Genomic DNA, 25,247 nt, shown 5'->3' on the forward strand with positions numbered 1-25,247 from the left:
AATATTTTAGAGGGAATACTGATTCCACATCAATATCCCCCTTAATAATTTAGAGCGAATTTCGCTAAAGCACTCGATTATTTAGAGCGCCACTTAATTTTGCTCCCAGCTTTTCTTTATTGTTTTGATGAAGTCGTTCAATGATACTTGTTTTTGCTATCTGCTTACATAATGTGCATACTTGTCACTTGTGTTCTGATATATCTGTCCCTCTTATTGCCTAAACTCATATTAAGGGTGTGATATATCCAAGTGCAATAGCCTTGTTATAGGCTTCGATAGCATTTTTAGCCCCCAGCTTATCATAGATGCTTTGGATATGGTTGTAAAGTGTCCGTTCACTGATATACAGTTCTTGCGCTATTTCATGCTTTGTTTTCCCTGTTCCAATCGCCTTAATAATTTCCGCTTCACGATCTGTCAGGGGATCTAATAAAGGGGGCGTAGTGGATTTGTGACCTTTACTAATAGCTGTAAGTTTTTTTACCAGCTCATCAGCAGAAGCCGACTTGTCAATATAACTTACAGCACCTCTTTTAAGTGCCTCCTGTCTATAAACCGGCATATCATAAGAGGATAGCATAGCCACTTTTGTTTTTGGCTTTTTGTTATATATTTTTTCTATCAGGTCAATGCCAGAATTCTTTGACTGATCTCTTAGGTTAACATCCAATAATACAATGTCCCATTCGTCTACGGAAAGAATATTCCAAAACTCTGTTTCATTACTTACATAGTGACAGATTGAGATTGCGTCCCAATCTTCCAGAAGTTTGCTTAAACTCTCTCCAAATATCCTGTGGTCATCAAATAGTAATATCTTCATTTTTTCTCCCCAAAACTGCCGTTGCAGTTAAAATACCATCTTTTTCTAAATACTGAATGTTACCGCCATTCCCATTTATCAACACCGTTAAGAACAGCATACCACCTTTAGAAGAAAGAATGTTTTCAATGTCATTCGATTTCGCGCCGTCATTTTGACAGGTAATTACGAGTTTACTTTCTTCATTTAACGCGATTTCCAAATGGATAAAAGAAGCGGCAGCGTGTTTATAAACATTGTTGACAAGCTCTTTGATTATCTGCATAGTCTGTTCCAAACTGTTATCTTTTTTCAAAGCAATCCTTGCTTCGCTGTCAATGGTAAAATCTATAAATATATTTTTCTTTGGGTACAGCTTCTTAATGGCGTCAAGCATATATTCAATATGTTCCCATGAAGCATACCCCGAAAAGATATTAGACGAATAGAAATTCATCATATTTCTTATTCGCAGTTCCAAATCAGATAATATCCTTTTTGTTTCATCAATAGCTGGTGAGCGAAGCGACAGAAGATTTTTGGCACCTCCAATATCTTGAAGCACATCGTTGTGAAGTAGCATTGAAAAATCTTCCCTCTCACTTGCAATATAGTTCGTTAATTCATAATACTTTGTCAGCTCGTTGTAACGAGCTTCCATGTCGCCAAGATGAATGACAGCAAAGGCCTCAAATAAAAGCATTATAAGCTGAAAAAACACATTGACTTGCAGGGTGGACAAATCAAAGCAATAAAGTACGATTGTAAGCAAAGGAATCATGAAAACAAGGACATATCTTGCTTTCCTCTGGGCAATCGGAAGAATATTAACCTGTTTCAAATTTATATATTTATAATCAAGGAAAATTCCCACGAACATTCCAATTAACATAGTTATCGCAGGTAGAATTCGGAAATTGAAAAACGACAGTATGATAGACGCAATTCCAAACAGCAAGCGAACCATTTTTCCCCGGCTTGCGTCAGTTCTTACCAGCATTATTCCGATAATCAATGCAAAAACCAGAAATGCACCCGTGTATAAGGTGGAAAATCCATCATACATCAGCGCCGCAATAAAGGAAACAGAAAGCAGGTTCCAGCCACATTCGGATATTGTTGCTTCTCGCCGTGATGTCATTACATGAAGATAGAGCAGATTGAAATAACAAAGCAAGACGGCAATCGACAATAAGTTGATGACTCCATCATTCGCAATCCCTTTATGTATTCTATCCAATATAACCCATAAAGTCACAATACCCGCATGAAGAAACAGATACGGATAGAAGCGTTTATCCTGCATAGACCCCCCTCCTTTCAGCTAAAATTCATTATGTTAGTAATATGATGATACGATCCGTTCTTTAGTCATCAGACATAAACCACACGCAGTCAAAACTATTATACTCACTGGAGAAAATAGTAGCAACACCCACACATTATTCGTTTTCATAAATATCCCACATTTTAAGACAACCAGCAAAATATGAAGCAGTGTTGCAAAGATAGGAATACTCTTAAACCAGTTCATATTTCTAATCCAGAGAATCAAAACATTTATAAATGCCGAATACAATATGCTAAGGATCAGAAAATAGGTGCCTAATAACAAGATAAGGTTTGGCAGGCGAATGGAAATTATCAAAAGTAGAGGAAACAAAAGGATCAGCGTTCCAATCCATAGTGATAGCAGATTCTCCTTAACAATACTTGAGATTTTAATACCATTAGCAAGTTTCCATTCTATTCTCTTTGTGATTTTTTCTTGCTGCAACATATCCTTGCTTATTTCTCCGGCAAAAAAGATAAATAAGCACAGGTATCCATCAAGCATAAAATACTTTATATCAACGCCAAATACAATGTTTTCTGAAATATCCCCAAAGTTCATCAGAGAGATCATGCCGAAGATAGCTGCTACCGCACTCATAAATATAAAATTCCAGTTCAATACCCTTTTAAGGTTTAATGTTATCAAACCCATTCGCCATCCCTCCTGATGACTGTTTCGTTGCTCATGTGCCGAGCCTTAAAGAAACTTAATAGTGCAAACATCATGCAAAGTGCAACATCAACCACAATAATCAAATAGTCAATTCCTATATGATGTTGATTCACAAACTCTGTAATTCGTTCTGCCGACATCGCAATCAAATAAACCAGTGCAAAATTACCAAAGAACAGAACATTTTTGAACAGTTTTACTCGTTTTACATCCAGTACAATGATATTCAAAGCGACAATCTCACAAAAACTAAGTACAAGAATACTAAGATAAACGCATACGATCCGCCCAAAGCTCATTGTCCAGTCGGTAAAGTAATAGCAACTCATAAAAACAAAGAACGGGATAATACCAGAAAATCGGAAAATCTGTATCGAATACTGTTTTATAATCTCTTTTACTGCAATTCCAGAAGCTGCAAAAAATTCAATTCTCCGGCTTAACTTATCCTTTGCTGTCAAATCTACAATCATAGCACCGGATTGCAGGGAGGTAAGACCAAAAATAACCGCATAGAGCATTAGGACTAAATAATCATCTCCCTTAGACTGCAAGGTGTCCATCTGCATTGCAAAGCTCATAAAAATCGCCAGAATGGCAACAATCGCAGTATCAATTAGGAGGCTTTTACTTCTGGTAAGATAGTAGCCTGCGCCTTTTCCCATGTTACTCATGCCGATTGCCCTCCTTAATAAAGATTTCTTCCAATGATTGTCCTTGCATTTCTTGAATACCCTTATCAAACAGCAATCTGCCATTTTTAATCATAGATACATCATCAGCGCACTTTTCAATCTCGCTAAGGTCATGTGAAGTGATAATAACCGTTTTTCCGTCAGCTTTTAGAGCCTCTATCAAACTACGGATTTCTACTCTGGATATGGGGTCTACACCCGATGTTGGTTCATCCATGAGCAGAATATCCCGTCCCATCATAATCACAATCAAAAGGGACAGTTTTCTTTTCATTCCTTTAGAATAAGTGCTAACACGCTTTCCTAAATGCTCGGTCAATCCTAATTGCGTACAATAGCCGTCTGAACGATCATTTATTTCAAATCCAAAGTATTTCCCAAAAATTCTCAAATTTTCAAGACCAGTCTGTTCTTCATACAGATAGTCATTTTCAAGCTCCATTGCATATTTCCCTGCAATGTTGATTGTCCCTGCATTTGGCTGGTATACCCCTGTAATCAAGCGTAGCAGTGTTGTCTTTCCAGAACCGTTCGGGCCAATAATCGCATGGATTGTATTTGCTTTTACATTCAGGCTAAAATTCTCAAACAAAACTCTGCCACCAAAACCTTTTTTTAAGTTCTTTACTTCAATCGCATTTTGAATCTCAGACATATTTTTTGCTCCTTTCATTTGGTGCTCCACCATATAGGTATAGTGTATAAAACGAAGAAGCATTTTGCATGAGTAATTACTGCAATTTCGATACTGCCATCAGGCAAATGTCACAGAAACCTCACAACGAGAAAAAAATTTAGTATTCTGTCAGTTCCACAATTACATTACTTTGCAGATACAGCCAGTCCGTAAATTCTTTCGGGCTGGCTGTTCCTGTTTTTACAGCCTTTTTTCTCTGCAAGGCTTCTTTCTTAAAGTCGGAAAAGGCAACCTGTATTTTTTCCAGACGGTCAGCCGGAAAGCCTGCGGTATTCTTTACTCGGTTTATTTTGTTGCGCCAGTTCTGGCATTCATTTTTATAAAGCAGGTCATAGTTGTTTTCTCTTGCCCTCTCGTCAAATTCCCGCTTGTTTTGAAGCGCCTGTACTTTTCGGCACTTGTCGCTGCACAGCTCATACCGCTGGCTCTTTGCCAGAAAATATTTCCCGCAGACCTTGCACTGCCGGAAGCAAAGCCCCCAGTCATTCAGCCTGTTCAGATAATAGGTAATCAAGGGGTAGAGGGACGCATAGGCAGACACACATTCTTCTGTGCGCCGGTTGTCCGGGAACCAGAGGTCAAGCCGGGTATCTTCTGACGGTGCGCCTTTGAAATAAAGGCTGCCAGCTTGAAATTGTTTCGGTTTTCCTGTCTCCCTGTCAAAGCTCATGGTTTCGTTTTGGAATACCCCGGTCAGGCTGCTCATTTTATCCATGAAGCGGTCACAGGCAGCGTTACGGTCACGAGGTTCTCTGGCAAGCAGATAGCTGTTCCAGATACGGAACGCCACATACATTTTCAGAGGGTCGTTGCTAAGATATTTCTCCCAAAGAAATTCGCTTGCCGCCTGCTCCAGCTCCGGCTGTTTCCAGCGGTTGGAGTGGAGAGCTTGCCGCAGCGGAGAAAGCCCGTATAAGTTCCAGTCTCTGTCCGTGTCACGCTCAAAGTTTATCAAAAAAGTTCCCAGTGGGCGTGTCATATCACAAAGCACCTCTGCGTTTTGGCCCCCGTTCAGACGGAAGCGGATCTGCTGTTCTTCCCCAATCAAAATCCGCTCTTTCATTTTCTTCCTGTCCAGCGTCAGGACAAACAAAATCCTCTCAAAACATGGCTCATGCCGTATAAACTGATTCTCCATCCCTATCCCCTGCCTTTGTCTATGGTAATTATATAATTTAGTTATATCCGTTACACTCATGGTATCGCAGAATCATTGTTTTGTCAAGGATAGTACGCTATGATGATTGCGGTTGGTAATTTCGTACCGCACAGTACCTTGACAAGTGAATGACCGTCCAAAAGGGATATGACCGGCAGGAGAAGTGACGCATTCGGCGCACCAATGCAGGGAAACACCGCAGGAATGGGGCAGGAAAACGGCTTTTGGGGAGAACGGCAACAGGAAGCATTTTAACCTATTTGATTTATGGGAGGAACAGAATGAACGATAAAAAGAGATTGAACAGCTACGAGGATTTACCGCTGGTTCTGGATGTGGCGGACATTCAGCGGATTATGGGAATTTCAAGAGCGAGCGCCTATGAGCTGGTACACACACCCGGCTTTCCAGCGTTCCGCAGGGGCAGACTTATCAAGGTCAGCAAAATTGCTTTCTTTGAATGGATGGCAAAAGGCTCCGAAACCGTACCGGGAAGCGACAAATAAGCGTGAGGTATCATTCCCTGACTTGCAATACTGCCGCACTTTCCAAAGGGGCATACAGAGGGAAAAAAACTTAAAAATGATACCGAGACGCTACATCAAAACAGCCTATCTGCGTACATCAGATAGAAACGGAGAAAGGAGCCGGTTATGGCAAGAATGAGTAACAAGCGGCGGTTGGAATGGTCTTTCTTCTTAAATGACCGCAGCCGTATCACTTACAACGAACTGTGCCGGAAATGCCAGCACGAATGTAAACAGAGCTTCCGGGCGGTTGTGGTTGACTGCCCGAAGTATCTTTCCAAGCGTTCCAAGAAAAAGGACAAGACTGCCGGAAACGGCAAAATCCCTTAGGAACTAAGGGCGCACTTCTATACATAGTCTAAAGACCATGTATCGTGCGTCCTGCGGAGCTTACCTCTGCCGCTGATAAAATCAGCAATCCGAGGTCTGCGTTCGCTTCGCTCCGACAAGGTGGCTACACCCCCTTGCGCCGCTAAAGCGGCTATCCCCTGTGTACCCGCCGCAAAGAGAAATCCGCTCTGCGGTTTTCCCTTTTCATCGGGTTTTATAGAAGCACTGACACACGGACTGTCTGCGGATGGTCTTTCTTTATCTTATCAGCAAAGGATGTGAGAACATGGAAAAATCTTTGGAACAGTTGAAGCAGGAATATGAAAAAACCACTGTCCTGCTGGAACAGGAAAAACGGAAAATGCAGCGTTTGAAAAACCGGCAGGCGTATCTGGAAAGCGGTTCCCGGAAACAGAGGACGCACCGGCTGATTACCCGTGGGGCAGCTATTGAGAGCATTGCACCACAGACAAAGGAGCTGACCGAAGCGGAATTTTATTCCCTCATGGAAAGCATTTTGAATCTGCCGCAGGCGGAGCATTTCATCCGGTCTGCCACAGAGAACCACGCCCGTATTTCCGGGCAGGAGAAAGGCGGTGACTAAGGATAGCACTTTATCATTTTTCAATCGCACAGATCAAGCGCAGCGCCGGTCAGAGCGCCATTGCCAGCGCAGCCTATCGAGCCGGGGAGCGTCTTTACAGCAGCTACTATGGAGAAGTCAGCGACTACACCAAAAAGGGCGGCGTGATCGCTTCGGAAATCATGCTGCCGCCCCATGCGCCGGAAATATATCTTGACCGGGCGACCCTCTGGAATGCTGTGGAGAACTGCGAGAAACATCCAAAAGCACAGCTTGCCTATTCCTTTGATATTGCCATGCAGAATGAATTGACGCTGGAAGAAAACATGGAGCTGGCGAGGAAGTTCGTACAGGAGCAGTTTGTGACAAAAGGCATGATTGCCGACCTTGCTTTTCACAGCCCGGAGAAAGAGGACGGCGGCATCCCTAACCCGCATTTTCATGTGATGACAACCATGCGCCCTTTGAACCCGGATGGCACATGGGGACAAAAACAGCGTCGGGAATATCTTCTTGATGAAGATGGAAACCGAATCCGGGATAAAAACGGCGATTATATGTTTAACGCTGTCCATACAACAGACTGGCATGAGCCGGAAACGCTGGAACACTGGCGGGAGCAGTGGGCGGCTGCCGTTAATACAAAATTTGAGGAAAAAGGGCTGGATGTGCGTATCGACCACCGTTCCTATGTGCGGCAGGGGCTTGACCTGATACCTACTGTCCACGAGGGAGCTAATGTCCGGCAGATGGAAGCAAAGGGCATCCGCACCGAGAAAGGGGAACTGAACCGCTGGATTAAAGCCACCAACCGGCTCATGCAGGATGTGAGGAAGAAGATCAAAGCCCTGTTTGTCTGGATGGCAGAGGTAAAAGAAGAACTTTCCAAACCGCAGACACCGAGCCTTGCCGACCTGTTGATCGCTTATTACAACCAGCGCAACGCAGGGGCATGGAGCAATAAAGCCAGAACCGGAAACTTAAAGCAGTTTGCCGAAGCCGTCAATTATCTGACGGAAAACAAGCTGCTCACATTAGAGGATTTGCAGGAGCGTCTTTCCTCTGTCAACGAAGAATTTGAAGCATTAAGCGGCTCCATGAAAAAGAAATCTGCCAGGATAAAGGAATTGCAGGAATTGATACGGGAGGGCGAGAATTACCAGCGGCTAAAACCTGTCCATACGGAATTGAACAATATCAAGTTTAAGAAACAGAGGGAGAAATTTGAAACATCCCACGATGCGGAGTTACGGCTGTTTTATGCCGCCCGCCGTATTCTGAAAGAAAAACTGGACGGAAAACCCATTGCCCTGAAAGCATGGAAACAGGAATACGCACAGTTAAAAACAGAGTATGCCGAACTGTCTCCGCAGCACAAGCCACTCCGGGAGGAAGTCATACGGCTGCGGCAGGTGCAGAACGCCGTAGATACCGCACTGCGCCGGAGGGAGCAGCCACAGGAAGTACAGAGAAAGAAACATGAGATGGAGCTATGATATAACCGGCAGCTTTACCGCTACCGGTATTTTTACGGAGGGAGCATTTGAATGTATTTGAAGCGGTGAAACAGTCTGTTACCACACGGCAGGCTGCTTCATTCTATGGAATCCGGGTGGGGAGAAACGGCATGGTCTGCTGTCCATTCCACAATGACCGCACGCCCAGCATGAAAGTGGACAGCCGCTTTTACTGCTTCGGCTGCGGGGCTTCCGGGGATGTGATCGACTTTGCCGCTTTGCTGCATGGATTGGGGAAACGGGAAGCTGCGGTCAGGCTTGCGGAGGACTTCGGCGTTTCCTATGAGAAATCCGGCAATGCGCCGCCAGATAGGAAGCGTCACAACAGGTCACAGCCCCGGCAAAAATCAGCGGAGCAGAGATTTCAGGAAACGGAACGGTATTGTTTCCGGGTGCTATGCGATTATCAGCGCCTGCTGGAGCATTGGAAAACAGCATACGCCCCACAGCCGCAGGATGCCATCTGGCATCCTCTTTTTGTGGAAGCGTTGCAGAGGATAAGCTACACAGAATACCTTTTGGATATTTTGTTATACGGAGAAATAGAAGAAAAAGCGGCATTGATCGCCGCACAGGGAAAGGAGGTGCTGCGGCTTGAACAGCGAATTTCAGAGCTTGCCGCCGGAAACGCAGGAAGCGGTCAAAAGGACGATGGACACAATGGAACCGGCGCAGACACCGGAAGAAATCCGGGAGACATTAGAGGGGACGCAGAAAGGCGGCGTGAAGAACAGCATCCGAAACTGCCTGACGGTGTTCCAGCGTGACCCGCTGTTTCGCGGGGCGCTGCGTCTGAACCTTTTGACGGAGCAGATTGACATTGTGAAGCCGCTGGGCTGGGAGCGCACCAGTACCACGCTGACCGACATGGACATGAACTACCTGCTTTTGTATCTGGAAGAAAATTACGGGCTTATCAGCGAGAAAAAGGTGCAGAGCGCCATCAAGATTGTTGCCAATGAAAACCGCTACCATCCGGTCAGGGATTACCTGAACAACCTGCAATGGGACGGCACAGAGCGCATCCGTTATGCCCTGCATCACTTTCTGGGAGCCGATACGGACGAATACACTTATGAAGCCTTGAAACTGTTCCTGATGGGAGCCATCCGGCGGGTATTCAGACCGGGGAGCAAGTTTGAGGTCATGCTCTGTCTGGTTGGTGGTCAGGGAGCCGGGAAATCTACCTTTTTCCGGCTGCTGGCAGGCAGGGACGAATGGTTTTCAGACGATTTGAAGAAGCTGGACGATGAAAATGTGTACCGCAAGCTTCAAGGGCATTGGATTATCGAGATGTCGGAGATGATCGCCACAGCCAACGCCAAGAGTATTGAGGAAATCAAGTCATTCTTAAGCCGCCAGAAAGAAACCTACAAAGTGCCGTATGAGACACATCCGGCAGACCGGCTGCGGCAATGTGTATTTGGAGGGACGACCAACCGGCAGGACTTTTTACCCCGTGACCGCACCGGCAACCGGCGCTTTCTCCCCGTGACGGTGTACCCGGAACGGGCGGAGGTTCACATACTGGACGATGAAGCGGCGGCGAGGGCGTATATCGAACAGATGTGGGCGGAAGCCATGACGGTTTACCGCAGTGGGAAGTATAAGCTGTCATTCAGCATGGAAATGAACCGATACCTGAACGCCCATCAGCAGGACTTCATGCAGGAGGACACACAGGCTGGCATGATCTACGCCTATTTGGAGGACTACACCGGCGACAGGGTATGTTCCAAGCAGCTTTATGAGGAAGCGCTGGGGAACTTAAATTCCCCGGCAGACTGGGAGACACGGGCAATCTGCGAGATTATGAATACCGGCATTGCGGGCGGCATCATACAGGGCTGGGCAGCCTACAAAAGCCCGAAGCGGTATAAGAAATACGGTTCTCAAAAAGGCTGGGAGCGTGTCAACCAAGACCCGCCGGAGGGGGACGGTTTTCAGGAAATCACGGAAGAAGAAGCCCGGCAAATGGAACTGCCATTCTGAAAAGCCACCGGTTGACAGTTTGGTTAACGCTTCGGTTGACAGCCGGTTGACGGGGAAAAGCCTGATATTTGGGGCATTTCTCTCCTTTGTCAACCATGTCAACCAAGAAATCAAAGAAAAAGTAAAAAGTAATCATAGAGCGCCTATGGATTGTTTTCAAAGTCTTTTCTGCCGGTTGACACAGTTTGGTTGACATGGAGACAGTCTGCGGCTGTACACCTGCCTGACATTCCCTTGTCGGGCATATTTCATTTATGGAGGTAACTGCCTATGGCAAAAAGCAAAAACGAGAGCAATAACAAAAACAGCGGCACCCTGCTTACCGAAAAAGACGGCACCCAGTATTTTGTCATGGGGAAAGTCCGTATCAAAGTATCGGAGCATTTCGCACAGGATGGGAAGCCGCTTGACAGTCTGCTGGAAGATGTGATCCAGCACGCTGCCGCCGCTTCCTGAAAAAATACGGAATAACGACTGTCAATCAGCCCACGCTTATGATATACTTGTACCAGCGAGTATTGTATAAGCGTGGGTTGTTTCTTTTAGAAGGAGGATTTTTAACCGTGAAACAACCATACAATACAACGATTTATAACACTGCACTATATTTGAGATTGAGCCGTGACGATGAATTACAGGGGGAAAGCGGCAGTATCCAGACCCAGCGCATGATGCTTAGGCAGTATGCCGCAGAGCATGGGCTGACCGTTGTAGACGAGTACATTGACGATGGATGGAGCGGGACAAATTTCGAGCGTCCAAGTTTCCAAAGGATGATTGATGACATCGAGGACGGGAAAATCAACTGCGTTGTCACAAAGGATTTATCCCGTCTGGGAAGAAACTATATCCTGACCGGTCAGTACACGGAAATCTATTTCCCCAGCAAGGGAGTACGCTACATTGCCATCAATGACAATGTGGACACCATCAACGGAGAAAGCGAGCTTGCCCCGTTCTTAAACATCCTGAATGAAATGCACGCCCGACAGACCAGCAAAAAGGTCAAGGCTGCCATGCACACAAGATTTGCCAATGGCGCACACTATGGAGCCTATGCACCGCTGGGCTATGTAAAAGACCCGGACAAAAAAGGTCATCTTCTGATCGACCCGGAAACACGCTGGATTGTAGAGAAGATTTTTGACCTTGCCGTACACGGGAGGGGTGCCGCCAGCATTACACGGATTCTGGTGGAAGAAAAAGTACCTACCCCCGGCTGGCTGAACTATGAAAGATATGGGACTTTCGCCAATATCTACGCCGGTGCGCCCGCAGAAAAAGCCTATGCGTGGACGATAGCACAGGTCAAGAGCATTTTGAAAGAGGAAACCTACATCGGTCACAGCGTTCACAACAAGCAGAGCAACATTTCATTCAAGAACAAGAAAAAGGTGCGGAAGCCGCAGGAAGAATGGTATCGTGTGGAAAATACCCACGAAGCCATCATTTCCGAAGAAGTGTTCCAAAAAGTTCAGGAGCTGATTGCAAGCAGACGCAGACGACAGAAGAATGGCACAACGCAGATATTTTCCGGGCTGGTAAAATGTGCGGACTGCGGATGGTCATTGGCTTATGGTGTAAACAGCCAGAACAAAAATCCCTATGCACACTACCATTGCAGTAAGTACGGACAGGGATTACGCCAGTGTTCCATGCACTATATCCGCTATGATGTACTGTATGCCTATGTGCTTGCAAGACTGCAATACTGGTCTATGATGGTACAGAAAGACGAGGACAAGCTGCTGAAACGGCTGCTCAATGCCAGCGACAGGGAAAGAAACTCTGCGAAGAAAAAGCAGGCTGCGGAGCTGAAAAAGGCAGAGAAGCGTAAAGCCGAGGTTGACGGGCTGTTTGCTAAAATGTATGAGGACTGGTCTGCCGGACGCATAACCGAGTATAACTTCAATATGCTGTCCGAGAAGTACCAGAACGAGCAAAAGGAACTTGAAACAAAAATAAGACAGCTTCACGAAACGATGGAAGCCGCCGTACAGACCGCAGCGGATGCTGAAAAGTGGATTGCCCTAATGAAACAGTATGTCAACCCTGTGGAGCTGACCGCCGAACTTCTGAACACTCTAATTGAAAAAATAACCGTCCACGAAGCTGTCAAGGGCGAGGACGGAAGTCGTGAGCAGGAAGTAGAAATCTACTACCGCTTCATCGGCAAAATCGACTGACCTTTCTTTTTTACCCAACAATATCTTTAATTAAGGGAAACGGGTATATGTTTACCGGATGTCTCTGTTTATCTAGAATTATGTAAAATACTAGATATAAGTATTAATGAGTTTCTGGCTGGCGAAGATATACCTAAAGAAACAATTGAACAAAAAGCAGAAGAAAATATTATTCAGATTACAAAAGATAATAAAAACAAACAAAAGTATCTAAAGAAAATTATAAGATTATTAATAGTTATGCTTGTTGTTTTCATATTTATTACAAGCATATTTATCTACAAAAAATTAACACAACCACAAAACTATATAGAACCTTATTTAGAAAAAAGCACAGAAATGCAAACGGCAAATATGCTTTCTAGTCGTCCAGGGAATATTTTGTTATTTCATTATAATTCAAAAAAGAATTATGATTCATTAACTATGTATTTAACCCAATATCAAAAAGGTAAAAAGATATCTGATAAAGAAATCTGTACATTTTATAATAATCCTTCAAAAGGAACAAATACCGGAAATATTGCTTTATTAGTTGATTATGAAGCTTCTACTTTGAAGATTATAGATGCTTTTGAAGATGGGTATTATGTAGCTGAAGGTATTTCATTTTTAGAAAACATTAGTAACTATGATGTTTGGGATTATGATAAAATTGAAGAAAAAACATCTATTAAATATAGTAAAAAACAAATGTTAGTGGCATTATCTTATGGAAAAAATCATGTCACATCTCTTCCTATAAAAGGGTTAGAAACAAACAAAAAGATAAAGAATGATTATACATGTATTCTTTCAATTAAGTTTAAGTAAAAACGTCATCACTTGGATGACGTTTTTTAAAAATCAAATTTATTCTTTTTCTTCATAACAATAAAGACAGTTATACAAATAAGAGCAGATAAAATAGAACCAAGAGCGGGTGTAAGTCCCATTGGTAGTAATGTTTCAGGGAAAAGTTTAGAAGTAATATAAGCTCCTGGAACTCTTATAAGGATTATGGAAATTACATTATGAATAAAGGAAATAATGGAATAACCATAAGCTGTAAAGAATCCACTAAAACAAAAATGAATAGAAGCAAAGACACAATCTAAAACATATCCTTTTAAATATTGACTACCATACATAATAACTGCAGCTTCACTTGTAAATAACGAAAGAATTTCCTTGGAAATAAATTGACAAGTAAGCGCAAAGAAAATTCCAAATCCTAAAGCAATAAAGCATCCATAGCGTAAAGTTTGTCTTGCTCTTTGATGTTGTTTTGTTCCAACACATTGTGCACAGATTGCCGAGATGGCAGATAACATACTTGATGGTACTAAGAATAAAAAGCTAATGATTTTTTCTACAACACCAACTGCGGCGGCAATATCAACGCCACGGCTATTAGCAATAATCGTAATAATGATAAATGAAATTTGAATCAAACCATCTTGCATAGAAATAGGAAAACCAATTTTAAAGATATCTTTAATAATCTTTTTATGTAATTTAAAATGGTGTCTATGGATGACAATCAATTTTCTTTTAATAATTGCAAATAAAGCAACAATTACACTAATAAGTTGTGAAATCACTGTCCCAAATGCTGCTCCAACGGCATGCATATTGAAATAACCAATGAAAATAAAATCTAACACGATATTAAAAAAACAAGCAACTGCCACAAAATACATAGGACTTTTAGAATCCCCTAATCCTCTAAAAATAGAACTAATAATATTGTAAGCAGTAATAAAAGGAATACCGATAAAACATATTTTTAAATAAATCGTTGTTTCTTGAATCGCTTCTACAGGTGTAGACATAATAGAAACAATCGGATTAATAAAGAATAATAAAATCAAAGTAACGATCAGAGATAAAATCATAAAGATAATGATTGTATTTCCTACAGTCATCCTTTTTTCTTCTTCTTTTCTTTCACCAACATAACGACCAATCATGACCGTTGAACCCATTGCAATTCCTACAAGCATAACAGTAATCATATGCATGACCTGACTTCCAATAGAAACCCCTGATAAAGAAGCAGCTCCATTGTATTGACCGACAATAAATAAATCAGCCATGCCATAGAATGTTTGTAAGAAATTAGCAAGTAAAAATGGTAATGAGAAAGTAATAATATTTTTTAAGGCACTGCCTTTTGTTAAATCTTTTTGCATAACATCAACTCCTTGCTTTGTATTATATAGGATAAATGTTAAAAGATAAAACGAAAAAAAATGCTTAATCTAGCACTTTTTTTCATGTATATGTTGCAATAATAGATTTAAGTTCTCTGATTTATTTTGTTTTAAATAAACAAGATCTATTTTTTCAAGATCAGCAAAGTATTTACTAATATCCTCTAAATAGAACTGATCTCTGTTTTCTACTTCTTTTGTAGGAAGGATTGAAAAACCTCTAGATAGATTAAGTAAAAGAAGTTGTTTAGGGAATTCTTTAACGTATTCTACTTTATTAAAAGTTGTATGATAAATTTTATAAAGTTCATCTTTACATAATTGATGATAGTTTTGATCTGTTGCTTTTGTAATATAGGGAACAGATTGAATGACCTTTTCTATTGTATGATATTTATGAATCAGTTCTTTTGAACAAACAAGAGAAACGTTTTCTTTAGATAAGGTTGTTGTTTCAATTGGATTGTTTTTGTAGAAAGAGAGCATGCTTGGAGAAATTAACGCATCGAGTTGATGCGCTTTTAGGCCTTCCATCAATTCATTTTCTTCAAGATAAGAATAAGAAATAGAAAGATGTGGGTATTTCTTTTCAAAGCTTTCAAGAATTTCAAAGTCTGTAAAATCTGTTGTTTTCATGCCTATATGTAAAGTATTCGTTTGTTGAATATTTTGACATAAAGTTTGATAAGAAGCATAAATGTTTTTCATTCCTTCATAGAACTGTTTTCCTTGTTTAGTAAGAGTTAATGTTCTATGTTCTCTTATAAATAGCTGTGTTTGGAGTTCTTGTTCTAAGACAGCAATGTATTTAGACATGGTTGTTTGTCCAATATGACAAGCGTTAGCTGCTTGCGTAAAGTTTTTATATTCAACAGCTTTAAAGAAATAATGTATTCTATTTAGATCCATATTATCACCTCTTTCATTATAACAAAAAAAAGGAGCAATGAAGCTCCTTTGCTCAATATTTATTTACGTTTGAATAATGATTTTAAACCACGAGAGATTACTTGAAAGAAACTAAGAGAACGAACCATATTATTTGGATCAACATAATTTCTAACAGCTCTTAATGTCTTTTTATTATCTCTTGTCGAAAAGATAAAGTTTCCGTTGTTTTTCGTAACAACTGCAAAACGAGGAATCCATTTTCCTTTAAACATGACACTTGCCATGATTTCTGTTACTTCAGACCAAGGAATTTGAATATAATCATTGACGTTTTTATCATTGTAATATTCAAAAGCTTCATCCCCGACTAACACTTTACCATAGTTTGCCATTCCTAAATAAGAAGTAGCATTAATTGTTAAATCGACTTTTTTATTTAATGATTGTACCATATATTCCCTCCATAAATATTGAACTTTTTAAATTACATAATTCCAGCTAAACGAGCTAAGATACCAACGATAAATAATGCAACGATAATAACGATTGGTGAAACTTTTTTCTTTAATAACCAGCAGCAAAGTAATGTAAGTAATAATGCTGCAAGACCAGGAATTAATTGATCTAAGTTTTGTTGTAAAGTAGTAACTTTAATTTTATCTAATCCAGTAGCTCCAAGGGAAGCATATTGAGATAAAGCTGATTTAATACCTTCAGCCCCACCTTTGATTTGACTCCAATCAATATAAGCACCTTCAGATTGAGTAACTCTAGAAACAACAGGAGTAAATGAAATACTTACCCAACGTTGAACTAAAGAACCGATAATGAACATACCTAAAATAGAAGCACCTTGAGTAATTTTACCTAATAAACCACCAGATAAATCTTTTGCGATAGAAGTACCAACTTTATATCCAAATTCTTGAGTATACCAAATAAATGCCATACGGATAATATTCCAAGCAAAGAAGAATAATAATGGACCAACAATACTTCCACCTAAAGCAAGAGAAGCACCTAAAGCACCTAAGATTGGTCTTAAAGTGAACCAGAATACTGGATCTCCAACCCCTGCAAGAGGTCCCATCATACCAACTTTAACCCCTTGAATAGCTTGATTATTGATTTCAGCACCATTAGCTCTTTCTTCTTCTAAGGCTAATGTAACACCCATAACTGGAGCTGAAACATAAGGATGTGTATTATAGAATTCTAGATGTCTTTTTAAAGCATCTGCTCTATCTTGTGGATCTTTGTATAATTTTTTGATAGCTGGGATAATTGAATAACACCAACCACCATTTTGCATACGTTCATAGTTCCATGATCCTTGAAGGAACTGATGACGCCAAGCAACTGATAAACGATCTTTTTTAGTTAATTGAATTTTTTCTGCCATATTTCTTTCCTCCTTCAAGATTAATAGTCATTTAAAATATCACCTAATGGATCACCAGAACCAGTAGAACCACCATTACCAGAACCACCGTTTTCTTTTAATCCTAAGTAAATTAAAGCAATAGCAACACCTAAAGCACCTAAAGCGATTAATGTTAATTCGCTTAATGCAGCTAATACGAAACCGATAGCAAAGAATGGCCAAGTTTCTTTAGTTGACATCATATTAATAACCATTGCATAACCTACAGCGGCAACCATTCCACCACCAACAGTCATACCACCTGATAACCAAGCAGGCATTTGATTTAAAACACTAGTTACTGCTTCAGCAGGAACGATACATAGTGCAGCAGCAGGAACTGCGATTCTGACACCTTGTAATAAGATACCTAAAATTTGATAGATTTCAATTTTACGGTAATCACCTTTTTCAGCAGCACCATCCATTAAGTGAACTAATGGGATAGCGATTGTACGACAAATCATAGTTAAGAATAAACCAGCTACTGATAAAGGAATTGCAACAGCAATTGAAGTAGAGATAGCTGTTTGTGTATTAACAGTACCACCATTTAAACCTAAAACCATGATAATTGCAGAAGCAACAGAAGCTAAAGCAGCATCTGGAGCAACAGCAGCACCAACGTTTGCCCATCCTAAGGCAATCATTTGTAAAGAACCACCTAAGACAATACCTTCACTTAGATGTCCTGAAACTAAACCAATTAAAGTACACGCTACTAGTGGTTGATGGAATTGGAATTCATCTAAAATCCCTTCCATACCTGCTAATAATGCTACTAAAATAATTAACATAATAGTAATTGCAGACATTAAATTTTCCCCCTATTTCATATTTTGAAGTTCAGTCTTTGCTTTTTTAAGAAGACTGTCCATATTTTCTTTAGAATCAGCAGGTACTTTACGAACATCGAAAGTAACACCCATTTCTTTTAATTTTTCTAAAGTTTCAACATCTTTTTGATCCATAGCAATGGCTTTATTAACAACTACTTTACCAACTGAGTGAGCCATAGAACCAATATTTAATTCTTTAATATCAACGCCACCTTCAATAGCTCTTAAAGCATCTTGAGGAGTTTCAAATAACAATAAAGCTTTAGTAGCACCAAAACGAGGATCTTTAGCGACTTCAATCATCTTTTTGACTGGTACAACGTTTGCTTTAACACCTGGTGGTGCAGCTTGTTCAATCATTTGTTTACGTAATGCATCTTGAGATACTGCATCAGATACAACAATGATACGAGTTGGTTGAGTTGATTTTGTCCAAGTAGTAGCTACTTGACCATGTAATAAACGTGTATCAACACGAGCTAAGACATATTTAATATGTCCATCTCCAAGAACAGTTCCTTCAGGAATAGCCCCAGCAGGTGCTGGTTGTTCATCTTTTACTGCTTCTTCCTTTTTAGGTTCTAATTCTTCTGGACGAATGTTAACTCCGTCTCTAGCAACTTCACAGATATGAGTTGCGATTTCATGTGCGCTGTCAGTAGACATACGCATTGCATATGCTTCAATAAGCATTGGTAAATTTAACCCAGTAACGATTGCCCAATGATCTTCATGACCGTTAAGTAATAAGTTTGCTTGATTGAAAGGAGTACCACTCCATAAATCAACTAAGAAAAGAACTTCGTCTTGATTTTCAAAAGTGGAAATAGCTTCTTCCATTTTTGCTCTTAAATCATCAGGACCTTCACTTGGTTGTAAAGTCACAGCTTTTACATCTTTTTGTTCACCGAAAATCATAGAACCAGATTGTAAAATTCCATTAGCGAATTCACCATGACTTGCAAGAATAATTCCTACCATATTTTTCCTCCCTCTCTTTAATTAACATTGAATAACAAAAAAAGTAGGCCAACTATTTAAAAGAAGATACAATAAAGCTATTGCTCTTTTTTAAAATAGTTAATGCCTACTTAAAGTTACACACTATTGAATATTCAATTTAATTACAGTGGTATACTAACACCAAAAAATGTAAGCGTCAATCATTTTTTTGCATTTTTATGTTCTTTCATTATTTTTTAGAAGAAAAAATAATGAAAAGAATAAAATATAATATAAAACAATCACAATTTATCAATAAATAAAAAAAGGAGTGACCCCTAATTTTGAAATGCACTTGATAAAATTCTTTCCAAATGTAAAGCAAGATAACCAACTTCTGATTCTGGTAATTCTTTGTGAAGTACTTTTGATAAATTATCACACATTCTTATTGCTTGTTCATAAGCAAAAGGAAATTTATTTTTTGTAAATTCACTAATATCCATTTGTAATTGTTCATTAGTATTTAAACGAATGATTAGGAATTTAATATGATTCATTAAACGGGCATAAGAAATAGATTCAATATCAATTTTTACATTTAAATCCGTTTGTAATTTAATAATACTTTCATGAACAATACGAGCAGCTTCCATGGATTCTCCTACTTTATTAGAAGAAATTGCCGAGTGAATATGTAAAGTAATGAAACTTACTTCATCATTGTTGATTTCTTTATTAATAAAAGATTTAATAATTTCTTTTGATTTTAAAGCAACTTCATATTCATCAGGGAAAAGAAGTCGTATATCATAAGTAAATGGATTACTAGGCATGATATTTTCATCCATACGTTTGATTGTAAAATGAATATGATCAGCAAGTGGAATAAGAATATCATGATTTACTTTTTGAAATTTATTAGTTGCTTCTTTGATGATTTCAGCCGCAATTTCTAAATAAACTGGATTAATATAATCAATAACTTTCTTTAATTTATCTTTGGCTTGATAGTTTTTTTGCATCATATATTTTTTAGCTTGAGGTGGAATTTCAAAATGATCATTTACTTTTTTACCAAAACCAATTCCTTTAGCCAAAATAATAATTTCATTATTACCTTCTTTAGCAAGAATGGTATTATTATTTAATATTTTTAAGACTTGATACATTTTGTTCACCTACTCTCTTATTTTTAAAACTGTTTCGCCACTTTTTTTATTTCCATAAATCTTTTCAAGAGACCCTTGTCCTTTGGTTACGATCATTAAAAGACAATCATCTACCGCATTTTCTTTAATATAATGCAAATCTGCATTCCATAAAAGATCTCCTTTTTTGACCTTTTGATTTATTTTAACAAGAAGTTCAAACCCTTGTCCATTTAATTTTACGGTATTAATACCAAAATGAATCAATAATTCCATCCCATTATCCAATTCTATACCAATAGCATGTTTTGTAGGATAAAGCATGGAAATCGTTCCATCACAAGGAGAAACCACTACACCATGAAGAGGGCGAATCATTAAACCATCCCCTAGAAGTTTATGGGCAAAGATATCATCACTACAATCTTCAATTGGTAAAACTTCGCCATCAACAATATTCCCAATTTCTAAATCTGTTGTATGATAAACAATTGTTTTTTCTTCATCATAAGCTTCAGGGACGTTTTCAAGATAATCATCAATCTTTGTTTTTAAAGAAGAAGCTTTAGGACCAAAAATAATTTGAATTGCATTTCCTTGTAATAATACAGCTGCAGCCCCTGCTTGTTTTAAAGAAGCTTCACTTACTAATTCAGGTTCTTGTAAGGTTGCACGTAATCGTGTAATACAACAATCTAGATCTGTAAAGTTATGGCGACCACCTAATCCTTTAAGAATCATTTGAACTTGAGGATCAATTAAGGATTGATCAAAAGAATAATCCATTTTCTTTTTATTAAAAATCGTTAATTTATTATCATCTTCTCTTCCTGGTGTTTTTAAATCAAATTTCTTAATTAAAAAACGGAATGAAAAATAATATAGGAAGAAATAAATAAGCCCAAAGATTACAATAAAAATCCAATGAGTTTTACTATTGCCTTGTAATACCCCAAAAACAAGAAAATCAATCAAACCACAAGAAAAAGTAAAGCCAATTGTCACTCTTAAAGCTTGTGCTAAAACAAAAGCCGTACCCGCTAAAAAGACATCCACTACAAATAACATAGGTGCTACAAAGATAAAAGTGAATTCAATCGGTTCAGTAATTCCAGTCAATATACTGGTAAGAGCCGCTGATAAAAAGAGACTTCTTACAACTTTTTTTGATTCATCTTTAGCACATTGATACATCGCTAAAGCAGCACCTGGTAAACCGAAAATCATAATCATAAATTCACCAGAGAAATATTTTGTTGCTTCAACACTGAAATGTTTTAGGTTTGGATCAGCTAATTGAGCAAAGAAAATATTTTGAGCACCATGAACTAAGACCCCATTAATTTCCATTGATCCCCCAATAGCTGTTTGATAAAAAGGCGTATAGAAAACATGGTGTAAACCAAAAGGAACAAGAGCTCGTTTAACAATCCCATAAACGAAAGTACCTCCATAACCACTACTGGCAATCAATTGTCCAATTTTAAAGATACTTGATTGAATACTAGGCCAAATATAAAACATTAAAAAACCAATAAAAATATAAACAATTGTTGAAATAATTGGGACAAATCTTTCCCCTTCAAAGAAAGACAAAAAATTAGGTAATTGAATTTGATAGAAATGGTTATGTAAATAACTTACACCTAAACCAACAATAATCCCACCAAAGACTCCCATTTGTAGTGACATTTGTCCATATACATTTATCAATGTTCCATCTACGGCATCAACTAAAACTTTATTACCATTAATAACACCATTAAAAGTAAGTAAACTATGAATTGTTGAATGCATCACAAAAAAAGCAATAATCGAAGATAAAACAGCGACTTCTTTTGATTTCTTAGCCATTCCTGAAGCAACAGAAGCGGCAAAAATTAACGGTAGATTATCAAAAATAGTTTGTCCAACAGCCATTAATAACGTTAATATTTGATTTAAAATTGTTCCATATCCCAAAATACTTTCCATACCAAGTGAAGCAATCGTTGCTTCATTTGTAAGTGAACTTCCAATTCCTAAAAACATCCCTGCAATTGGAAGAACAGCAATAGGTAACATAAAACTACGCCCTATTCTTTGTAAAACACCAAAGACTTTTTTTCTCATATATTTCCTTTCCCATGGTTTCTTTGAAGAAACTATATCACTTCAAAGTGCGTACTTATATAAATATCAGTAAAAGTATATACTTTTTTTATACAAAATGATAGGAGAAAAAAGATGATTGCAGTAGATTTATTGAGTGAAATTTTTATTTTAATTGTATTAGGAATTTATTTGAAAAGGAATAACGTTATTGATGGACATACAGTGGATCAATTAACTGATTTAATTGTAAAAATATGGTATACTCACATACAATTTTGGGATATGAAAAAGATAGAGTTAAGCGCTTACATGTGTTACTATATATCTAGGAGGATTTTTTATGGGAAAATTGGATAATAAAGTGGCAATTATTACAGGAGGAAATGCTGGCGTAGGTAAAGAAATCGCTAAATTGTTTGCAAGTGAAGGAGCAAAAGTTGTTATTTCAGCAAGACGTCAACAAGTCTTGGAAGAAGCAGCAAAAGAAATTGAAGCAGCAGGAGGAACTGTTTTATGTGTTCCTACTGATATTTCTAAAGTGGATGATGTTAAAAACTTAGTAAGTAAAACAGTTGAAACTTTTGGTCAATTAGATATTTTAATTAATAATGCAGGTGTTTTAGATAAAGGATTAAATGCGATTGATCAAATTGATTATGATGATTTAAATAGAGTTATTGATATTAATCAAAAAGGAACAATGTATTGTATGTCAGAAGCTTTAAAAGTGATGAAAAGTGGAGCTTCTATAGTTAATATCTCAAGTGTTGCTGGACAATATGGTGCTGGTGGTGCTGTTTATGTATCTACTAAAGCAGCAATTATTGGGGTAACAAAACATGCAGCAATGCGTTTTGCTAAAGAAAAAATTAGATGTAATGTTATCTGTCCAGGAAGTATTACAACAGATATGGCAGCAGGATTAACACCTGATACAATGGATATGAAAATGATGGGTGCTATGTCAGCTCATAGTGATTTAACACTTCAACCTTGTAGTCCTTTAGATGTTGCAAAAGTAGCACTTTTCTTAGCAAGTGATGATGCAGCACCACTTACAGGACAAGTTGTTGTAAGTGATTATGGAGTAGATTTATAATATGTGAAACCGCACAATGTGCGGTTTTTAATTGATTTGTTTTTTAATCATTGTATGAATGTTCTCCTCATGTCTAAAGACAGGGGATTATTGTTGCCTGCCAACATTGTTGGCAGACCAGTTCATTTCTGATAGGTTGTAGTGCAAGATAGGGGTATGCCATTACCCTTCCTAGAGCAGAATACAAGTTAGTGTATCTATAATTAATTTCATAATAGCAACATTACTTACCTTTTGATCATTAAATACGACTTCTTTATCCGCTACATTTTTCATGATTAATTATAATTCTAACTTCTTTTTTCCTTATCTTCTATCAATTCAATATGCCCTTTTCCCATAATATTTTGATATTTCATAGAATATTGACAAGATGTTCTTCTTTCAACAAAATATATTAAATCGAGTTTCTTTACTACTTTTGCAACATGAATGTTTATTATTATAAGTATAACAATAATTTAAATGAACAAAACACTGCCTTGATCTATAAAACCTAAATGGCAACATTAATTATTTTCAATGATTTCTTTTATTTGAATCTGTAATTTCTCGTTCTGTTCGTCGCATAACTATGCTCCAAAATGATCTTTTTTAAAATGTTTATAATAAATAATAAAGAGAAAGGAAGTTGTAAACCAAGTGATTGGATAAGAAATAACAACACCTTTTAATGTTGGATAATGAGGAGAAATAAAGGTTACCCAAGCAACACGCAAAACACAAATACCAATACAGACAAGAAGCATTGGTTTAAAAGATTCCCCACAACCTCTCATTGTTCCAGAAAAAATTTCTACACAACAGTAAGAAAAATAAAAAGGCATTAAAAAGAGTATTAAACTTTGACATTGATTAATGATGGCTGGATCAGATGAAAAGAGTTTTGTAATATAACTTCCCCCAAAGCATAAGATCACACTTAAAGAAACTGCCATTGTTAAGGCAATCGCTAAAGCTGTTTTCGCTCCTTTTTGAATACGATCATAAAGATGAGCACCATAGTTTTGTCCTACAAAAGTTGTAATTGCGGCACCAATGGCTGCCATAGCCATCCAAAATAAAGCATCAATCTTTACATAGACTGACCATGAAGCAATCGTTTGTGTTCCAAAGGCATTAATATGTGTTTGTAAGACGATATTGGCGATACTATACATTGTTGATTGAATTCCAGCAGGAGCTCCAATTTGGACAATTTTCTTTAATACAGGTAAATGAAATTTAATTTTTGATAATGTAAGTTGATAAACATCTTTAGAAAACATCAATTGAAGTGTGACTAAAATAGCACATACTGTTTGGGCAATAAATGTTGCAATCGCTGCCCCAGCAATACCTTTATGTAAAATAACAACTAAAACAAAATCAAAAACAACATTAACAATACTACAAATAATTAAATAATAAAGTGGTCTTTTACTATCTCCTACAGCTCTTAAAATTCCTGAACCAATATTATAAATAGCTCCAGGAATCATCCCTAAAAAGTAAAGTCTCATATAAAGACTGGCATCATTTAAAATATCATGAGGAACACCTATTGCATCTAAACATTGATAAGAAAAGAATAAACCAAAAAGCATCATGATAATTCCACTAACAATAGCAAGCATATATGAAGTATGGACTGCTTGATGTATCTTATCTTTATTATGAGCTCCATAATATTGAGCAATAACAACAGAAGCTCCAGTTGATAAACCAACATAGAAGTTAACAACTAAGTTTGTCAAATTCCCTGTTGAACCAACAGCAGCAAGAGCATTTGTCCCACAAGCTTGACCAACAATAATGGTATCAACGGTATTATATAGTTGTTGAAAAAAGCTCCCAATTAATATTGGAAAAAAGAAAAAAAGTAATTGTTTCCAAATAACTCCCTTAGTAAAATCTTGTGTTTTATTCATAGATTCCCCTCCTATAATAAAAAACACCCAAAGGTGCATCACTTGGAATAATGGTATCACATAATTTTTGATAAAACAACCAAAGAAGAAACATGAAAAAGTTAAATAAAGTTCATATTTCTTATTTATGATAATAGACGAAAGGAGAGACAAGAACTTACTTAAACAAAACTTAATTATAAACTTCCCTTTTTAAAAAAGATA

General features: G+C 38.2%; 26 protein-coding genes. 11 read left to right on the forward strand and 15 right to left on the reverse strand.

The window, feature by feature from the left end:
* Nucleotides 1–226 precede the first annotated feature (226 nt).
* The 6 genes from LJD34_RS16635 to LJD34_RS11625 all read right to left on the reverse strand — a co-directional run bounded on the left by LJD34_RS16635 (nucleotide 227) and on the right by LJD34_RS11625 (nucleotide 5,343).
* Nucleotides 227–826 (reverse strand): response regulator, encoded by a 600-nt coding sequence (locus tag LJD34_RS16635; protein ID WP_025580613.1) that lies wholly within the window; start codon nucleotides 824–826, stop codon nucleotides 227–229.
* Nucleotides 807–2,111: a hypothetical protein gene (locus LJD34_RS11605; RefSeq protein ID WP_025580612.1), complete on the reverse strand. Its 1,305-nt coding sequence runs from the start codon at nucleotides 2,109–2,111 to the stop codon at nucleotides 807–809. Before LJD34_RS11605 ends, LJD34_RS16635 begins: the two co-directional genes overlap by 20 nt.
* 33 nt (nucleotides 2,112–2,144) lie before the next feature.
* Nucleotides 2,145–2,792 (reverse strand): hypothetical protein, encoded by a 648-nt coding sequence (locus LJD34_RS11610; protein WP_021738928.1) that lies wholly within the window; start codon nucleotides 2,790–2,792, stop codon nucleotides 2,145–2,147.
* Nucleotides 2,783–3,487: a hypothetical protein gene (locus LJD34_RS11615; RefSeq protein WP_025580610.1), complete on the reverse strand. Its 705-nt coding sequence runs from the start codon at nucleotides 3,485–3,487 to the stop codon at nucleotides 2,783–2,785. Before LJD34_RS11615 ends, LJD34_RS11610 begins: the two co-directional genes overlap by 10 nt.
* Nucleotides 3,480–4,181 (reverse strand): ABC transporter ATP-binding protein, encoded by a 702-nt coding sequence (locus LJD34_RS11620; protein ID WP_081703311.1) that lies wholly within the window; start codon nucleotides 4,179–4,181, stop codon nucleotides 3,480–3,482. Before LJD34_RS11620 ends, LJD34_RS11615 begins: the two co-directional genes overlap by 8 nt.
* A gap of 121 nt (nucleotides 4,182–4,302) precedes the next feature.
* Nucleotides 4,303–5,343 (reverse strand): hypothetical protein, encoded by a 1,041-nt coding sequence (locus tag LJD34_RS11625; RefSeq protein ID WP_227359949.1) that lies wholly within the window; start codon nucleotides 5,341–5,343, stop codon nucleotides 4,303–4,305.
* 302 nt (nucleotides 5,344–5,645) lie between these two features.
* Between LJD34_RS11625 and LJD34_RS11630 the strand changes: the two genes are divergently transcribed.
* The 9 genes from LJD34_RS11630 (at nucleotide 5,646) to LJD34_RS11670 (ending at nucleotide 13,312) form a co-directional block, all read left to right on the forward strand.
* Nucleotides 5,646–5,870, forward strand: a complete 225-nt coding sequence (locus LJD34_RS11630; protein WP_005362423.1) for a helix-turn-helix domain-containing protein — start codon at nucleotides 5,646–5,648, stop codon at nucleotides 5,868–5,870.
* 147 nt (nucleotides 5,871–6,017) lie between these two features.
* Nucleotides 6,018–6,221 (forward strand): hypothetical protein, encoded by a 204-nt coding sequence (locus LJD34_RS11635; protein ID WP_004614949.1) that lies wholly within the window; start codon nucleotides 6,018–6,020, stop codon nucleotides 6,219–6,221.
* Nucleotides 6,222–6,507: 286 nt separating this feature from the next.
* Nucleotides 6,508–6,825 carry a DUF3847 domain-containing protein gene (locus LJD34_RS11640; protein ID WP_227359950.1) on the forward strand — a complete coding sequence of 106 codons (318 nt, stop codon included), beginning with the start codon at nucleotides 6,508–6,510 and terminating at the stop codon, nucleotides 6,823–6,825.
* Between the two features lie 59 nt (nucleotides 6,826–6,884).
* Nucleotides 6,885–8,300 carry a MobQ family relaxase gene (mobQ, locus tag LJD34_RS11645; protein WP_412531093.1) on the forward strand — a complete coding sequence of 472 codons (1,416 nt, stop codon included), beginning with the start codon at nucleotides 6,885–6,887 and terminating at the stop codon, nucleotides 8,298–8,300.
* A gap of 47 nt (nucleotides 8,301–8,347) precedes the next feature.
* Nucleotides 8,348–9,088, forward strand: a complete 741-nt coding sequence (locus LJD34_RS11650; RefSeq protein ID WP_044997810.1) for a CHC2 zinc finger domain-containing protein — start codon at nucleotides 8,348–8,350, stop codon at nucleotides 9,086–9,088.
* The gene (locus LJD34_RS11655) at nucleotides 8,973–10,313 is read left to right on the forward strand and encodes a virulence-associated E family protein (RefSeq protein ID WP_117994939.1); all 1,341 of its coding nucleotides are present in this window, start codon (nucleotides 8,973–8,975) and stop codon (nucleotides 10,311–10,313) included. The genes LJD34_RS11650 and LJD34_RS11655 overlap by 116 nt, the downstream gene beginning before the upstream one ends.
* Before the next feature lie 270 nt (nucleotides 10,314–10,583).
* Nucleotides 10,584–10,769, forward strand: a complete 186-nt coding sequence (locus tag LJD34_RS11660; protein ID WP_004849804.1) for a hypothetical protein — start codon at nucleotides 10,584–10,586, stop codon at nucleotides 10,767–10,769.
* 107 nt (nucleotides 10,770–10,876) lie between these two features.
* Nucleotides 10,877–12,499 carry a recombinase family protein gene (locus LJD34_RS11665; RefSeq protein WP_032508026.1) on the forward strand — a complete coding sequence of 541 codons (1,623 nt, stop codon included), beginning with the start codon at nucleotides 10,877–10,879 and terminating at the stop codon, nucleotides 12,497–12,499.
* 339 nt (nucleotides 12,500–12,838) lie between these two features.
* On the forward strand, nucleotides 12,839–13,312 hold the full coding sequence (locus LJD34_RS11670; protein WP_227359951.1) for a hypothetical protein: 474 nt from the start codon (nucleotides 12,839–12,841) through the stop codon (nucleotides 13,310–13,312).
* Between the two features lie 26 nt (nucleotides 13,313–13,338).
* On the opposite strand, the gene LJD34_RS11675 is transcribed toward LJD34_RS11670, so the two are convergent.
* The 8 genes from LJD34_RS11675 to LJD34_RS11710 all read right to left on the reverse strand — a co-directional run bounded on the left by LJD34_RS11675 (nucleotide 13,339) and on the right by LJD34_RS11710 (nucleotide 22,052).
* Entirely contained in the window at nucleotides 13,339–14,673 is a 1,335-nt protein-coding gene (locus tag LJD34_RS11675) for an MATE family efflux transporter (protein ID WP_227359952.1), read from the reverse strand.
* A 69-nt stretch (nucleotides 14,674–14,742) separates the two neighbouring features.
* A complete protein-coding gene (locus tag LJD34_RS11680) occupies nucleotides 14,743–15,603 on the reverse strand; it encodes a LysR family transcriptional regulator (protein ID WP_032091075.1) in 861 nt (286 codons plus the stop codon).
* A 59-nt stretch (nucleotides 15,604–15,662) separates the two neighbouring features.
* Nucleotides 15,663–16,037, reverse strand: coding sequence for a DUF956 family protein (locus tag LJD34_RS11685; protein ID WP_022002075.1), 375 nt, complete (start codon nucleotides 16,035–16,037; stop codon nucleotides 15,663–15,665).
* A 32-nt stretch (nucleotides 16,038–16,069) separates the two neighbouring features.
* Nucleotides 16,070–16,987 carry a PTS system mannose/fructose/sorbose family transporter subunit IID gene (locus tag LJD34_RS11690; protein ID WP_032091074.1) on the reverse strand — a complete coding sequence of 306 codons (918 nt, stop codon included), beginning with the start codon at nucleotides 16,985–16,987 and terminating at the stop codon, nucleotides 16,070–16,072.
* Nucleotides 16,988–17,007: 20 nt separating this feature from the next.
* Nucleotides 17,008–17,823, reverse strand: coding sequence for a PTS mannose/fructose/sorbose transporter subunit IIC (locus tag LJD34_RS11695; protein ID WP_175301153.1), 816 nt, complete (start codon nucleotides 17,821–17,823; stop codon nucleotides 17,008–17,010).
* 12 nt (nucleotides 17,824–17,835) lie between these two features.
* Nucleotides 17,836–18,828, reverse strand: a complete 993-nt coding sequence (locus LJD34_RS11700) for a PTS sugar transporter subunit IIB (RefSeq protein ID WP_032091072.1) — start codon at nucleotides 18,826–18,828, stop codon at nucleotides 17,836–17,838.
* A gap of 299 nt (nucleotides 18,829–19,127) precedes the next feature.
* The gene (locus LJD34_RS11705; protein ID WP_032091071.1) at nucleotides 19,128–19,961 is read right to left on the reverse strand and encodes a PRD domain-containing protein; all 834 of its coding nucleotides are present in this window, start codon (nucleotides 19,959–19,961) and stop codon (nucleotides 19,128–19,130) included.
* 9 nt (nucleotides 19,962–19,970) lie between these two features.
* A complete protein-coding gene (locus LJD34_RS11710) occupies nucleotides 19,971–22,052 on the reverse strand; it encodes a PTS transporter subunit IIABC (protein WP_227359953.1) in 2,082 nt (693 codons plus the stop codon).
* Nucleotides 22,053–22,166: 114 nt separating this feature from the next.
* On the opposite strand from LJD34_RS11710, the gene LJD34_RS11715 reads away from it, so the two are divergent.
* Together LJD34_RS11715 and LJD34_RS11720 are read left to right on the forward strand one after the other, a co-directional pair.
* Complete coding sequence (locus LJD34_RS11715; protein ID WP_032091069.1) at nucleotides 22,167–22,391, forward strand: hypothetical protein; 225 nt, start codon at nucleotides 22,167–22,169, stop codon at nucleotides 22,389–22,391.
* Nucleotides 22,375–23,133: an SDR family NAD(P)-dependent oxidoreductase gene (locus tag LJD34_RS11720; protein WP_022002084.1), complete on the forward strand. Its 759-nt coding sequence runs from the start codon at nucleotides 22,375–22,377 to the stop codon at nucleotides 23,131–23,133. The genes LJD34_RS11715 and LJD34_RS11720 overlap by 17 nt, the downstream gene beginning before the upstream one ends.
* Before the next feature lie 572 nt (nucleotides 23,134–23,705).
* On the opposite strand, the gene LJD34_RS11725 is transcribed toward LJD34_RS11720, so the two are convergent.
* The gene (locus tag LJD34_RS11725; protein WP_227359954.1) at nucleotides 23,706–25,043 is read right to left on the reverse strand and encodes an MATE family efflux transporter; all 1,338 of its coding nucleotides are present in this window, start codon (nucleotides 25,041–25,043) and stop codon (nucleotides 23,706–23,708) included.
* Between the last annotated feature and the right edge of the window lie 204 nt (nucleotides 25,044–25,247).

The organism is Faecalibacillus sp. MSK20_93 (assembly GCF_020589945.1).
GTDB classification, from domain to species: Bacteria; Bacillota_I; Bacilli_A; order Erysipelotrichales; family Coprobacillaceae; genus Faecalibacillus; species Faecalibacillus intestinalis.

What these genes read in the sequence shown, in the direction of transcription:
- LJD34_RS11710 (WP_227359953.1), bottom strand. Translation starts at nt 22,052, where the DNA reads ATGAGAAAAAAAGTCTTTGGTGTTTTACAAAGAATAGGGCGTAGTTTT.
- LJD34_RS11695 (WP_175301153.1), bottom strand. Translation starts at nt 17,823, where the DNA reads ATGTCTGCAATTACTATTATGTTAATTATTTTAGTAGCATTATTAGCA.
- LJD34_RS11615 (WP_025580610.1), bottom strand. Translation starts at nt 3,487, where the DNA reads ATGAGTAACATGGGAAAAGGCGCAGGCTACTATCTTACCAGAAGTAAA.
- LJD34_RS11625 (WP_227359949.1), bottom strand. Translation starts at nt 5,343, where the DNA reads ATGGAGAATCAGTTTATACGGCATGAGCCATGTTTTGAGAGGATTTTG.
- LJD34_RS11635 (WP_004614949.1), top strand. Translation starts at nt 6,018, where the DNA reads ATGGCAAGAATGAGTAACAAGCGGCGGTTGGAATGGTCTTTCTTCTTA.
- LJD34_RS11700 (WP_032091072.1), bottom strand. Translation starts at nt 18,828, where the DNA reads ATGGTAGGAATTATTCTTGCAAGTCATGGTGAATTCGCTAATGGAATT.
- LJD34_RS11675 (WP_227359952.1), bottom strand. Translation starts at nt 14,673, where the DNA reads ATGCAAAAAGATTTAACAAAAGGCAGTGCCTTAAAAAATATTATTACT.
- LJD34_RS11685 (WP_022002075.1), bottom strand. Translation starts at nt 16,037, where the DNA reads ATGGTACAATCATTAAATAAAAAAGTCGATTTAACAATTAATGCTACT.
- LJD34_RS11620 (WP_081703311.1), bottom strand. Translation starts at nt 4,181, where the DNA reads ATGAAAGGAGCAAAAAATATGTCTGAGATTCAAAATGCGATTGAAGTA.
- LJD34_RS11725 (WP_227359954.1), bottom strand. Translation starts at nt 25,043, where the DNA reads ATGAATAAAACACAAGATTTTACTAAGGGAGTTATTTGGAAACAATTA.
- LJD34_RS11680 (WP_032091075.1), bottom strand. Translation starts at nt 15,603, where the DNA reads ATGGATCTAAATAGAATACATTATTTCTTTAAAGCTGTTGAATATAAA.
- LJD34_RS11655 (WP_117994939.1), top strand. Translation starts at nt 8,973, where the DNA reads ATGGACACAATGGAACCGGCGCAGACACCGGAAGAAATCCGGGAGACA.
- LJD34_RS16635 (WP_025580613.1), bottom strand. Translation starts at nt 826, where the DNA reads ATGAAGATATTACTATTTGATGACCACAGGATATTTGGAGAGAGTTTA.
- LJD34_RS11610 (WP_021738928.1), bottom strand. Translation starts at nt 2,792, where the DNA reads ATGGGTTTGATAACATTAAACCTTAAAAGGGTATTGAACTGGAATTTT.
- LJD34_RS11715 (WP_032091069.1), top strand. Translation starts at nt 22,167, where the DNA reads ATGATTGCAGTAGATTTATTGAGTGAAATTTTTATTTTAATTGTATTA.
- LJD34_RS11605 (WP_025580612.1), bottom strand. Translation starts at nt 2,111, where the DNA reads ATGCAGGATAAACGCTTCTATCCGTATCTGTTTCTTCATGCGGGTATT.
- LJD34_RS11720 (WP_022002084.1), top strand. Translation starts at nt 22,375, where the DNA reads ATGGGAAAATTGGATAATAAAGTGGCAATTATTACAGGAGGAAATGCT.
- LJD34_RS11660 (WP_004849804.1), top strand. Translation starts at nt 10,584, where the DNA reads ATGGCAAAAAGCAAAAACGAGAGCAATAACAAAAACAGCGGCACCCTG.
- LJD34_RS11690 (WP_032091074.1), bottom strand. Translation starts at nt 16,987, where the DNA reads ATGGCAGAAAAAATTCAATTAACTAAAAAAGATCGTTTATCAGTTGCT.
- LJD34_RS11670 (WP_227359951.1), top strand. Translation starts at nt 12,839, where the DNA reads ATGCAAACGGCAAATATGCTTTCTAGTCGTCCAGGGAATATTTTGTTA.
- LJD34_RS11640 (WP_227359950.1), top strand. Translation starts at nt 6,508, where the DNA reads ATGGAAAAATCTTTGGAACAGTTGAAGCAGGAATATGAAAAAACCACT.
- LJD34_RS11630 (WP_005362423.1), top strand. Translation starts at nt 5,646, where the DNA reads ATGAACGATAAAAAGAGATTGAACAGCTACGAGGATTTACCGCTGGTT.
- LJD34_RS11705 (WP_032091071.1), bottom strand. Translation starts at nt 19,961, where the DNA reads ATGTATCAAGTCTTAAAAATATTAAATAATAATACCATTCTTGCTAAA.